Annotated in this window: 11 protein-coding genes; 1 reads left to right on the forward strand and 10 read right to left on the reverse strand. The window is 69.3% G+C overall.

Features of this window, described 5'->3' with window-relative positions:
* The first annotated feature begins 24 nt into the window (after positions 1-24).
* Positions 25-276 (forward strand): MarR family transcriptional regulator, encoded by a 252-nt coding sequence (locus OG978_RS12675; protein WP_326765321.1) that lies wholly within the window; start codon positions 25-27, stop codon positions 274-276.
* A gap of 434 nt (positions 277-710) precedes the next feature.
* Here OG978_RS12675 and OG978_RS12680 read toward each other — a convergent pair whose 3' ends face one another.
* From OG978_RS12680 to OG978_RS12725, 10 genes are all read right to left on the reverse strand, one after another.
* On the reverse strand, positions 711-1,193 hold the full coding sequence (locus OG978_RS12680) for a hypothetical protein (protein ID WP_326765322.1): 483 nt from the start codon (positions 1,191-1,193) through the stop codon (positions 711-713).
* Positions 1,184-5,971: a putative T7SS-secreted protein gene (locus tag OG978_RS12685; RefSeq protein ID WP_326765323.1), complete on the reverse strand. Its 4,788-nt coding sequence runs from the start codon at positions 5,969-5,971 to the stop codon at positions 1,184-1,186. The genes OG978_RS12680 and OG978_RS12685 overlap by 10 nt, the downstream gene beginning before the upstream one ends.
* 2 nt (positions 5,972-5,973) lie before the next feature.
* Positions 5,974-6,639, reverse strand: coding sequence for a hypothetical protein (locus OG978_RS12690; RefSeq protein WP_326765324.1), 666 nt, complete (start codon positions 6,637-6,639; stop codon positions 5,974-5,976).
* Positions 6,629-7,033 carry an SseB family protein gene (locus OG978_RS12695; RefSeq protein WP_442817832.1) on the reverse strand — a complete coding sequence of 135 codons (405 nt, stop codon included), beginning with the start codon at positions 7,031-7,033 and terminating at the stop codon, positions 6,629-6,631. The genes OG978_RS12690 and OG978_RS12695 overlap by 11 nt, the downstream gene beginning before the upstream one ends.
* A 441-nt stretch (positions 7,034-7,474) precedes the next feature.
* On the reverse strand, positions 7,475-7,879 hold the full coding sequence (locus OG978_RS12700) for a hypothetical protein (protein ID WP_326765326.1): 405 nt from the start codon (positions 7,877-7,879) through the stop codon (positions 7,475-7,477).
* A gap of 107 nt (positions 7,880-7,986) precedes the next feature.
* On the reverse strand, positions 7,987-9,756 hold the full coding sequence (locus OG978_RS12705; RefSeq protein ID WP_326765327.1) for a relaxase/mobilization nuclease domain-containing protein: 1,770 nt from the start codon (positions 9,754-9,756) through the stop codon (positions 7,987-7,989).
* Positions 9,756-10,421: a plasmid mobilization protein gene (locus OG978_RS12710; RefSeq protein ID WP_326765328.1), complete on the reverse strand. Its 666-nt coding sequence runs from the start codon at positions 10,419-10,421 to the stop codon at positions 9,756-9,758. Before OG978_RS12710 ends, OG978_RS12705 begins: the two co-directional genes overlap by 1 nt.
* Positions 10,418-10,642 carry a hypothetical protein gene (locus OG978_RS12715; protein ID WP_326765329.1) on the reverse strand — a complete coding sequence of 75 codons (225 nt, stop codon included), beginning with the start codon at positions 10,640-10,642 and terminating at the stop codon, positions 10,418-10,420. Before OG978_RS12715 ends, OG978_RS12710 begins: the two co-directional genes overlap by 4 nt.
* Before the next feature lie 101 nt (positions 10,643-10,743).
* On the reverse strand, positions 10,744-11,721 hold the full coding sequence (locus OG978_RS12720; protein ID WP_326765330.1) for a DUF2637 domain-containing protein: 978 nt from the start codon (positions 11,719-11,721) through the stop codon (positions 10,744-10,746).
* Positions 11,718-12,284, reverse strand: coding sequence for a WhiB family transcriptional regulator (locus OG978_RS12725; protein WP_326765331.1), 567 nt, complete (start codon positions 12,282-12,284; stop codon positions 11,718-11,720). The genes OG978_RS12720 and OG978_RS12725 overlap by 4 nt, the downstream gene beginning before the upstream one ends.
* Positions 12,285-12,321 lie beyond the last annotated feature (37 nt).

Below are 12,321 nucleotides of genomic sequence, written 5' to 3' on the forward strand. Positions count from 1 at the left end.
CGGCCTTGCCGTGCGCCCAGCCGCGTGTTACGTACGCTCATCTCGACGAACGAGGAGGAAGCGATGGCCGACGACCAGCAGCTCTGGGGGTACCCGGAGGTCGTCGCCCACCTGGGCATCAGTGTCGGCGCCGCCCGCAGCCGAAAGAGCCGGAGCAGCCTGCCCGCGCCCGACGACAACAGCGTGCCGGACCGGCCCCGCTGGAAGCCGGTCGGCCGAGGGTTGCACAGCGACCTGCACGGCTCCTCCCAGCGGGAGGCCAGTCGGTCTGACTGACTGGCACGTACCCGCCCGTACGCTGCGGCCATGACATGCACTCGTCGATGCAACGGTCTCCATTCCCCTCGCCCGACAACGCTGTGTTCGGGGTGGTCGTCGCCGACGCCATCGTTTCGGTCCGCAACGGCGAGGCCACGGCGGAGGAGGCGATCCTGCACTGGCAGTCCATGGCTGGTACGAGGGCCATATTCCAGGTGAGGACGAGTGCCCCGGGTGCGGCTTCCGGGGAGAGCTATCCAAGCGCAGCAATCGCAGCTGAGCAGGAGCATTGCGTCTGAGGAACTTGCGACCGCACGAGCAGTGGTGGTCCGCCTTCTAGGCAGAGCTCGAAAGGCACCGTACGGCTCGTCTTTGGATGCGCGGTCCCTCCACCATCAGTCGTGCACGCCAGGAAGCCGCCCGGTGGCGCGGGCTTCCTGGCGTGGGGTGAGTCAGGCGGTGCCGGGCTCCTCCAGCGCCACCACGACCATCACCGGAAGATCGGTGTCCTGCTGGATCACACCGGCGGTCAGGATCCGGCCGTCGAGGGTCCACTTCTTCAACGCGATGAATTCGTCCTTGTCCGCCGCGGTCTGTTCGGCCTCGTCGAGGTGGCGGGCGAGAGCGGATTTCTCGATCTCGGGCAGGAAGCGGGCCAACGCCTGCTCCCCCTCCTCGTAGACGGCATCCAGGTCGTCGAAGTAGCCCGACTCGTCGACGTCGCGGATCCAGACGTAGAAATTGACGCTGACAGCCCCACTGCTGAACGTCTGGATCCAGCCCCCGACGCCGTCCTTGTCCCACGACGTCTCCACGCCGTCGCGGGGCTTGCCCCCGGGCGTCCACTCCTGGGCTGAGAACCGCGCTGCCGCGCCTTCGGCGGTCAGCGGGGCGACATCCCGGAGCTCTTCCAGCATTGCGATCACTACAGCCATGAACTCATTCCACTCATTCCGTTGCCGGGCACGTGATACGCCTTCAGCTGCCCGCTGGCGTAGGCCTCGGGGAAGGCCTTGGACAGCACGTCGTTCACATGCGCGGCACCCCATTCGTTGGACACCATATAGCGGACTCCCTTGCCTCCGAGATCCTCGTTGAGGGCGAGCAGCTTTTCGGTCTGATCGGTGAGCTTGGGCTCGTTGTAGTACTTGAAATTGGGGTTGTACGGGGATTTTTCCCATTCACCAAGGTTGTCTCCTCCGGTCCACTTGGCCTCCGTGATCCAGCCGTCCCGCGGGCCGCCGTCGACGTGGACTTCCCGGCCGTCCGGCAGGATCCACTGCTGCTCGTAGCTCTGGTCGGTGACGGCCCGCTGGTACCGGAACGATGCGCGTTCGAGCTGTTTGTCCGTCAGCCAGCCCAAACCTTTGAACCGTGAGTACGGCGACAGGCCGAGGGGGTCGCAGATGGTGAACGGGTTGTGCACGTAGGCGACCGGATTCGGCGCGGGGCCGAGGCCGAGTGGGTCCGGGGAGGTGTAGCGGCCGATCTGCGGGTCGTAGTGGCGGAAAAGGTTGTAGTGGAGGCCGGTCTCGGGGTCGTAGTACTGGCCGGGATAGCGCAGCGGGGTGTAGGCCGTGCTGGAGCGGGCCCATGCGGTGGTACCCCAGAGGGTGCTCCGGGCGTGCCAGGCGATCTCGCCGGACTCGTCGACCAGTTCGGTGGGGGTTCCCACGAGGTCGGTGGCTATGGCGAAGAACCGGCGGTCGATCTCTTCCTGGCGAGTGTCCGGGGTGAGGAGGCGTTCGGTCTGGGACAGCGGTACAAGGCCGCGGTGGTCCCAGGTGAGGGCGACCACGTGTGGAAGACCTGGTGTGTGGATCGTCTGTTCGCACAGGGTCGTGCCGTCCCAGGAGAAACGGACCTCCTCGGCGACGCTCTCGCCGTCGTCGGTGAGGCGTTGCTTCGCGGTGCGGCGGCCCAGGGGGTCGTAGCGGTAGCGCCATCGGGTGCGGTCGGGGGTGACAACGGCGGCGAGACGGTCCTCTGCGTCCCACTCGTAGCGCCAGGTGTCGGGTTTGCGCGAGAGGCGGGTTCTCTGGCGCAGGGTCACGCGGCCGAGGGCGTCGTGTTCGAAGCGGACGTTGCCGGCTCTGGTGAGGGAGGTTCCGGTGTAGGAGCGGGGGCCGGTGGCGTCGTGGCCGGGTTGGGAGCCGGGCCAGGAGGCCGCCGTCTGATTTCCGGCGGCGTCGTAGGCGTAGCGCTCGGTCCAGGCCTCGGCGTGGACGGCGGTGACCCGCCCGGCCGCGTCCAGATCGAAGTTGCGGGAGCCTGACAGTTCGTCGGTCACGGAGGTGAGATATCCGTCGGCGCGGTGGGCGTAGTGACGGTGGTTGAGGGAACGGCCTCCGACCGTCAGGTGCTGGGCGCAGATTCTTCCGGCCTCGTCCCAGGCGGAGGCCAGGGCGAGGGAGCTGCCGAAGACGCGTTCAAGTTCCCGGCCTGCCGCGTCGTGGGTGAAGGCGATCTCGCGGCCGCCGCTGGTCATGCGGGCGGTACGGCCGGCAGCGTCGTAGCCGTACTCGGTGATCGCGCCGGTGGGGGTGATGCGGCGGGCCCGGCGGCCCAGAGTGTCGTAGGCGTAGTTCATGGCGTGGCCGTCGACGAGTTCGGTCTTGGTCCGGCCACGCCGGTCGTACACGTAGCGGATCTCGCTGTCCGGTCCAGCCGCGTGCAGCAGACGTCCGGCCCGGTCGTAGGCGTAGGTGGTCACCTGGCCCGCCACGTCCTTGCGGACCGTCTGGCCGAGCTGGTCGTAGGTGTAGGACACGGTCCGGCCGAGTGCGTCGGTCCGGGCGGTGAGCTGCCCGGCCGCGTCGTACTGGTAGGTGAGGGTGCGGCCGTCGAAGTCCGTCTCGGAGGTGAGCTGCCCGGCGGCGTCGTACGTGTAGGACCAGGTGCCGTGCGGGCCGGTGACCCGGGTCAGCCGCAGCTCCGCGTCGTGCTCGAACGTGTGGCGGGTGCCGTCGGGTCCGGTGCGGGTGGTGAGCAGGTCGAAGTGGGTGTACTCGAAGCGGGATGTGGCGTCGGCCGGACCGGTGTGACTGAGGGAGTTCCCTTCGCCGTCGTATGTCCATGACTCGGTGGACCCGTCCGGTGCGACGCGGCGGGCGAGATTGCCGTCCGGGTCCCGCACGACCCGGGTGACGTTGCCCACGGGGTCGGTGGTGCACATGACCCGGCCCAGGGCATCACGTTCCAGGCGGGTGGTGCCTCCGACCGGATCGGTCACTGCCACCGGCAGGCCCGCGGCGTCGCAGCGCACGGTGGTGGTGGCGCCGAGGGCATCGGTTACGGTGGTCAGACTGCCCCGGCTGTCATACGCGTAGCGGGTGGTGGTGCCGGCCGGGTCGGTGACGGCGGTGCGGCTGCCGTACTCGTCGAATTCCTGGAGCCAGCGGGCTCCGTCCGGCCCGCGGAATTCCGTGGACAGCCCCGATGGGCCTCGCGCGGTGCGTAGTTCGCTCCCGTCCGGGCGGGTGACAGCGAGCAGGCGGCCTTCCTCGTCGTGGACGAAGGCGGTGGTGCGGCCCAGCGGATCGGTGCGGGTCAGGGTGTTGCCGCGGTGGTCGTAAGTGAAGCGGGTGGTGTGACCGAGCGGATCGGTGGTGGCCACTACCTGGCAGCGGTGATCGATCTGATGCCGGGTGGTGTGACCGCCGGCCGTGGTGAGGGTCGTGGTGCGAAGGCCGGTCTGCGGGTCGGGTTCGGTGTAGGTGAGGGTGATCTGGACGTGGCCTGCCTGACCGCCTTCGGCGATGACGCGGTCGCGGTCGTCGTAGGTGTAGTCGTAGCGGCTGTTGTTGGAGTCGATCCAGGCGGTGACGCGGCGACGGTCGTCGTGGACGTACCGGGTGGTGGCGCCGGACGGTTTGACGACGGAGCTGAGGTTGCCGCCCTCGTAGCCGTAGTACATCAGGGGCAGGTCCGCCCCGTCCTCTCCAGCGCCGGCCAGGGACAGGACGGTGATCAGGCCGTCGTTCAGGGTGACGACCACCCGCCGGTTCGCCGAACAGGCCAGGGCGAGCGGGGTGCCGTTCCCGGTGCGTTCCACGGCCCACCAGTTGCCGTGGCGGTCTTCGACCTGGTCCAGCCAGGCATCGCCGTCGCCGCCGGGTTCGCTGCCGGTCGGGGCGGTGAAGTGCCGGACCAGGCCGGTGCTGGGATCCGTGATGGTGTAGTCGCCGTCCGTGTCACGGGCCAGCAGTGTGCGGGCGGTCCCGGACTCCGGACGGGTCGGGATGCCTGGGACGGGGTGCGGATAGGGGATCAGGAGGCCGTCGGCGGTGACGTGGACGACGCCGACCGCGTCGATCTCCAGGCGCTCGTCAACGGTGGAGGTCCAGGACGGGCCGAGGAACCGGCCTGCCAGCAGGCCGGACTCGGTGCGGCGGGTGAAGACCAGAGGCAGGGTGCCCGGCAGCACCAGATCGGTCTGGGGCAGGAACATCCGGCCCGAGGCGAGGTCCACCGGGTCGGTGCCAGTGACGACGCGGCGCCCATCGGGGCGGCTGTGAGTGCCGTGGGGAGCTTTGTCGAGCAGCCTGCGGGCCCGGATTGCCTTGGCCATGTCCTCGGCAAGGCGGACACCCTTGGCGACGGCCCCGCCTCCGCCGGTGGCTATGGACAGTGCCGTGTCGGGCAGCAACCGGCCGAACCCTTCGGCCGGGTCCTTCATGAAGTCACTGATCATCAGCTTGCCGGCGCCGACCGGGTCGTTGGCGGTAACGACTAGGCCGGCGGCAAGACTGTTGAGGCTGGTGGCGTAGTCGGCGGGATGGGTGAGGTTGTACGGGTCCAGCGGATTGACTGCCCGGGCGAAGTTCACCAGCCCGGCGGCACCCTTGATGACGCCGCCGCCGACGTGCTGGTTGATGATCTGTGACTCCTTCAGGCCACTGACCATCTGCTGTGCGTACGACGGCTTTTCCGGAGCCATGTCGCGGACGGCGCGAACGGAGGCGCGGGCGATCTCCGCGGCGGTGTTCCGCTGCTTACGGGCCTGGGCAAGGAGTTCCTGCGCGTCCTGCATGAGCGATTTGCCCGGGTCGTCGAACGTCGGCGCGGGGCAGGGCGGCAGAGAACTCGGGTTGCGCTCCTCGGGGGCCTGTGCGTTGTATCGGTCGATGGCCTTGTTGTAGTCGTCGATCCGCTTGCGGTGCCCCTCGGCCGCGTTCTGGGAGGCTTTGACGCCTTCCTTCCACACGTCGATCGCCGTCTGCGCCTGGTTCTGCGCCCAGGTGACGGTGTCGGCGAACGACTCCAGCGCGGCAGCCGCCTTCTCGCAGGCATCGGCACCGGTGAACCACTTCGGCGGCTGGGTACTCACCGCAGTGCGCAGCGCATCGGCCGTCTCGCCCTTCAGCCGCGAGGAATCGAGACCCTTCAACCCGCTGCCAGTGTCGTCGAACGCCTTCTGAAACGACCGGAGTTGCTTCGCGGTGGAGCGAATCTTCCCGGGGCTGCCATACACCAGCTTGGTGTTGTCCTCGGTCTGGCCGAGGTCCATCTCTTCGACCTCGGCGCCCATCCGGTTCGCCACCGAACGCGACTGCTCCCGGACCCAGTCCGATGCGGAATCCCAGTCGTCCAGCCGGTCCGCTGTCCAGCTCCCGGCGTCCTCGACCCGGTTGCCGACCCACTCGACACCGCCCTCGATGGCGTTCTCGACCGAGTCCGGCGTGATGTCGCTGACGAAATCCCCGATGCCCATGTTCAGTTGTCCCCGCCCGTGGTCGATCCGCCCTGTTCCTGCCCCTGCTGAGCACGTTCCTCGGGCGACGGCCCGAATGTGTCGTCCAGGGCTCGGTCCCACTGGGCGTCACTGATGCCGAGCCTGGTGTTGAGCTCCTCCGACATCCGCTCCCCCTGCCCCTCGGTGAGGACGGTGCGGCCGGTGTCCTTCCAGGTCTGCTCCACGTCTTGGCCAGCCTGCACGAACGACTCGGCGCTCCAGTCCGGGTCCAGGTAGTCAGGAGTGAAGACGTCGCCCCAGTCCTGCTGGACGATGTCCTCCTCGCTGGCATGCGGGTTGCCGTTCATCAGGGCATTGGCTCCGACCTTCAGCGTGCCCTCGACATACTGGTCAACCTCCCACTGCGTGCCCGCCGCCAGCCCAAGACGGTCCGCAAGCGCGCTCGCGTCACTCACCAGGGCGCGCACCCCCCACTCCCACCGTTCGCAGAGATCCTCGAAATCCACCGACAGTCCGCGGTGCCCGGTTTCCATCCCTGTCATGGCCAGCCCCGAGAACCCCTTGCCCATCACCGAGCCGGTGGCACCGCCAAGCTCGCCGAGTTGATCAATGATCGAACCCATACCCTGTGTGAACTTCGCCACCGACGCCTTGTCGAAGGCGAGGTCCGCCCCGTCACCGCTCATAGCCGCCCCCTGCCAGTGCCGCACCGGAGTCGACCGATGCACTCTCCGGGACGATTCCGGTGACTGGCGGGAAGAACATTGCCCCGCCCTCGCTCGCGATGTCCACGGCAAGGCCCGCGGGCTCGTCCAAGGCTGGCAGGATCTCGTCCACGATCCGCGCCCCGAGCAGCGCGACGTAGTCCGTCAAACGGTCGCCCGGGGCACGGCGAACGGCGAAGTGAGCCAGTGCCGTCTCGTCCGTGAACGCGCAGACCCACCGAACACCGCCGGAACGAGCGCTCCACAGACCAGCGTCGGTCGACGGGACCAGAAGAACCGTGCGCCGCATCTCACCCACCAGCGCCCGCGGATCACCAATTCCCGCCCGTTGCTCAGATATTCGTTGGGCGAGCATCGTCCTCGGCTGTCCCACAGGTTCTCCCTTGTCCTGGTCGGCTGACGGCACCGCAGATTAGAACGAGTATGTGGGTGTGACGGTTCTCGCACGTCCACGCACCCCATCCCCTCAGCCTCATGGGCATGAGCACCTGCTGATATCCCCGCCGAGGCGGGGCGTTACCGGCGTCCGACGACGAAACGTCCCGTCCTCTTGAGTACGGAAGGGGTTCGGGCCGGGGTCCACGCTCGGCAACGCCATCTCATCCGTCTACACCGGCGAAGCCTCAGTGGAGGACGCGATCGTGTACGCGGCCGTCCAGGGTGAGGACGAGTGCCCCGGGTGCGACTTCCGGGGCGGACTACCGAAGGACAGCACACGCGGCTGGCCACGGCCACAACGCCGAGGAGCGCCACCGACGTATCGGTAGCGCTCCTCGGCGTTTGGTGTGTTGTTCGCCTACTCCAGGTAGATGCCGACGAAGACGCCGTCGAAACCGAGCGCGATCACGGCCGCTTCGACGCTCGGATAGCTCGTCCCGTCCGGGCCTCCGATCAGGGCGTCGAAGGCGGCGCGGCTGATCTCGGGTTCGAGCCACTGGTTGCCGCATCGGCAGCGGATCCAGACGTTGCGCCTGTGGTTGATGAGCAGCCAGTCGCGCCGGGCCCGGCAGGCCGAGCACCTCGCGGGGATGCCGCCGAAGGTCAGTTCGCGTGGGTGGCCGACGCAGCGGATCGCGCCGGGGCCGTCGACTGGGTGCGTCTCGTACTGGAGTTGCAGCAGGGGGTCGGTGCCGGCGGGGAGGACGGGCAGCCGGGGTGCCGGCTCCCTGGTGCGGTCGGTGGTTCTGAGCACGAGTGTCATCTCCCGGTCTGGGCTTTCTGTTTCCATCCGTAACAGCAGGTGGAACCGGCTGTCCAGGCATTTCGTGGAGTCCGGTCGGCCAGTGGCCGGCCTGCCCGACGAGCTGATCAGCGACGTAGTGGGCGGCTGGGCGGATCGGACACGGCAGGGCGTGCAGCCGCTGCGGGGGCGTTCCGTTCGCTGGTGCGGTTGGTCGAGGTCTTGGCCGGGCGGGTGCCGGCCTGCGGGCGACGGGGAGCTGCGCCCGGGTGGGCGGGGAGTTGGGCGAGGCGGCGCAGGCGCCAGACCAGGACGTCGTTGACGTCTTCGGCGGTGTCGAGTTCGCGCAGGTTGATGGCCTGTCGTAGGAGGGTTTCGGGGTCGTGGCCCTCCTGTTCGGCCTGGGCGAGGGTGGCGATCAGTGCGTCGGTCTTCGTCGGCGTGCCGTTCGCTCGTACGCCGTGCTCTGGCAGAACGGCGCTGAGGGTGGCCTCGTGCGCCCGGCGTTGGGCTTCGGGGAGGGCGAGGCCTTGGTCGTGAAGTTTTCGCATGGGTGTGACGGCGGCTTGGCGGTAGGCGGTGCGGAGGTGCTCGGCGGCTTGTCGGGAGGCGTGGGCCTGCTGGGCGTGGCCGCGGGCGGAGTGCCAGCGGGCGGCGGCGAGGGTGACCAGGACCAGGGTGGAGACGAGCATGGCGGTGGTGCCGCCGTCCTCGCCGCGTCCGAGGGCGCCGCCGGCCTGGATGATTCCTCGGGCGGCCGAGTGGAGCGCTCGGGATTCTGCGTGTTCTGCTCGGACGTGGCTGCGGGTCGCCCTCTCGAAGGAGCGTGCGGCAGCAGCCAGTTCGGTACGGGTGGCGGCCGGGGAGGTCTGGGCGAGGGCGTCCAGGAGTTCTCCGGCGCCGACGAGCTGGGCTGCGGCTTCGCCGTCGTCGTGGTCCAGGAGGACGACGGCACGTTCGGCGATGCCGGTGGCGCTGCGTCGTGCTCGGGCGGGCGGCGACCAGTTCGCTGTGCTGACGGCTTCTGGCTGCGTGGCACGTTCGGCGGGGCTGTCGGTCAGCCGGAGGCGGATCTTCGGGAGGGAGAGGTCGGGGGCCAGTTTGGAGCCGGGGTACCAGACCGGTTCGCCGTGGCGGTTGCGGTCGCCGGGCAGGGCTACGTTGTAGCCGAGCGCGTCACCGGACGGGGCGTGGCGCACCTTCACGCGCAGGCCCGCCTCGTGGAGTCGGGTGAAGAACTCCGCTTCGGTGGCGGCGCCCGCGATGGCCTGGCGGACGGCTTCGCGGAGCGTCTCGCGGGAGGTCTCGGGGCGGCCGGTCCGTTCGGCCTTGAACTTCTCTGCGCTGGTGGGGTTCTTCGCTGCGGTGCCGTCGCCTGCGTTCAGGCGGCGCAGGCTCATCTCCTTCTCGATGCGGCGGCATTCGGCCTGGGCCTTGTTGAAGTCGTAGTTCAGGCGGGGATTGCGCAGGTCGCCTCGGACCAGGGTGGCGACGATGTGGATGTGGTCTTCCGCGTGGCGGACTGCGATCCACCGACAGCTGTCGGGATCACCTTCCGGGGCAATGTTGGTGGCGTGGAGGATGCGCTGGGCGACGGCGTTCCACTCCTCGTCGGAGAGTCGCCGGTCACCGGGGGCGGTGCGGACCGAGCAGTGCCAGACGTGCTTGGCGGGCGCGCGGTCGCCTGCCTGCTTGACCCGGAGGTCGAGGGCGGCGGTGAGCCGGGCGAGGGTGACCTTCGGGTCGGGGTCGGGGCTGGGGTCGCGGCCGGGGTCGGGGGCGAAGCCGTCCCAGGAGCCGACGAGGTGGGCGTCGGTGTGCTCCTCGCGCCTGCCGGGGCCGTACAGGTAGACGAGCAGGCCGTGGGTGCGGGAACCGCGTCCGATGTCGGGAACCATCACAGCCGCCTGGTCACCAGGTCGTTCGCCGCGTCGTCGACGCGGGCGAGAAGTTGGGTGAGCGTGCCCAGCGCGTGTTCGAGTTCGCCGGCGCGCGGGTGGCCGCCGCTGTTGAGGACGAAGGCGATCTGGTTGATGTTGTTACCGATGCGGGCCAGCGCGGTGCGTAGAGCGGCGAGTTCGTCGATGGCCGTGTCGAGTCGTTCGTTGGTGTGCATGACGGCGCGCCCGCGGGCGGCGGTCAGGCCGGCGGTGGCGAGGAAGCGGGCGACGGTGACGCCGCGCTGCGCGGCGGCGGCAATGATCTCGGCTTTCTCGGCGTCGGACAGGCGGGTGGTCGTCTTGCGGGTGCGCTCGCTCGGATTACGGGTGCGGCGGCGCGGTGTGCGGTCGGGGAAGGCGGGCGTGCTCGGGCTCGGCTGCTCGCGCTGCTCGGCGCGGTTTGCTTCTCCCCCGGTGACCGGCGCCCCCTGGTGCCGGTTGCCCGGCTGGTCCCCGTGCGCCCTCGCTCGGGGACCAGCCGGGCTTCCCCCGCCCTCCTGGGCGGGGGCAAGTGCGTGCGACGGGCCGTAGGACCGTCGTACGCGATAGCTTGCTCCGCCAGGAGCCGTCGTGGGGTCACGCTCTGGTCCGGGCGTGGTGACCGTCGGGTCGTTGGCGGTCACCGGCTAGCCTCCGGGTTCTGTTGCCGGATTTCGCGGACGAGTTCCTCGATCCAGTCCATGGCCAGGACCGGATGGTGCAGGGTCCAGGGGCGAGTATGCGGGGTTCGTTGCACGGTCCAGGTGTTGCCGGGGCCGGATTGGGCGCGATGGAGGTGGCCGTGCTGGTGCAGGACGGTCAGCCAGGAATCGACCTCGACAGGTGTGGCCGGGTGGGTGCGCATGAGGTGCTCTCCGCTCCGCTTCGGGAGTCTGTGAAGGTGCGTGTCCGGGGCGGGTGACCGGCCAAGGTGTCCGGCTCGGTCACCCGCTTCGGGCTGTCCGGTCAGTTCCGGGCGGAGGTGACCGGCTGTCCGTGCTGCTTGCGGAGCTGGGCCATCAGGGCGGTCAGCGTGTCGTTGGACAGGGGGATCTGCTGGCCTCGGATCGCCTGGGCGACCACCTTGCGGGTCAGCTTGTCCTCGGCCCTGACCGCTGACCGGGCGATCTTCAGCAGCTCCTCGGTGTCCGGGTCGGACTGCCGGTCGCTGGGTGTCCTGGTGTCCCGGCCGGTGACCGGCGGCGGAGTGTCCGACTGTCCGGGCAGGTCAGCGGTCTGGGGCGGCTGCTCGTAGTGACCGGTGACCGGATTACTGCTGTCCGCCGGAGCGCTGTCCCCGGTCAGTGACCGAGGACTCGGGGGCTGCTTGTCCAGGAACAGTCGCGGCCGGTCGGTCAGGGCGGTGACCGGCTGCCCGGCGCAGACCTGACCGGCCTGCGGCTGCTGCTGACCGATCCGGTCAGTCCGGGTGACCGCGATGTCCTCGAACTGGTCAGCCTCACCGACGTGATTGGCCTGACCGAGGCCCTCACGGTCACTGTCCTTGGCCGGGCCCCGGGCGATGAGGATGTAGAGGTGGACCGCTCCGGCCAGCGCGAGCGGAGCGATGGTGGACAGCACCGCGACCACCATGTCTCCAAGCCGGAGTCCGGTGTCGGCGGCCGCATCCTCATTGAGCCGGACCGCGTGGAGAGCGTTGGCCCAGATGCTGGCAGCGGTGGCCGTGCCGAAGAGGGTCCAGACGTAAAGCCGGGCGCGCAGGGGCGCGTCGCGGAGGACCAGGAGTGCCCGGATGCCGTAGGCGATGAACCCGTCGATCACCAGGGGGAAGAGGTAGGTAAGGAAACCGCGGACGTGGACGGCGACGGCCATCTGCTGGAGTGCGTCGTACGACAGCGCGCATCCCGCGCCGCCCAGGGCGATGACGACCGCACGGTCCCAGCCGGTTATGTGTGCCGCCTTCGGCATGCTCGCGGTACTCACGCCGCCGTCCCGAAGTCGTCGCAGCCCAGGCGCCCACCGCCGGTTTCTGAAGGCGCGGTGGTGTTCGTGGCCGGCTCCAGGTCACGGTGCACGAGGGCGCGGCGGGTCTCGCGGTACAACTTCTGGGCATGCTCCTCGGAGATCTTCAGAAGCCAGGCCAGACGCTGCTCGGTCGCCCCGTGGCGGTAGGCGGCGTAGACGACCGCGCGGCGCTCGGCCTTGGTGAGGTGGACGTCGCGCCCCGCGATCGTGTCGTTGACACGGCTGTAGTCGAGGCGGTGGGCGATCTTCTCGTGCAGGGGCCTGCGTTCTTCCTCGGTCAGCCCGCCCCGGATGCCGTCGGTGTTGCCGCCTTCCAGCGCGGCATCCAGGCAGGTGCGGCGGACCGGGCACTGGCCGCACAGCGCCTTCGCCGCGGTGATCTTGCCAGTCTCGTCGGGCTCCGGGAAGAAGATGTCAGGGTCCACCGGGTTGTACTCGGTGCTCTGGCAGACGGCCTGGTCCTGCCAGGTGTGGTCGCCGAGCGACCGGTGGCGGGCAGGGCTGATCGTCGTGGGGGTCATGCGGTTGCTCCGATCGCTCTCCGCGCGTGGTGAGTAT

It is taken from the genome of Streptomyces sp. NBC_01591, from assembly GCF_035918155.1.
In the GTDB taxonomy this organism is placed as follows: Bacteria; Actinomycetota; Actinomycetes; order Streptomycetales; family Streptomycetaceae; genus Streptomyces.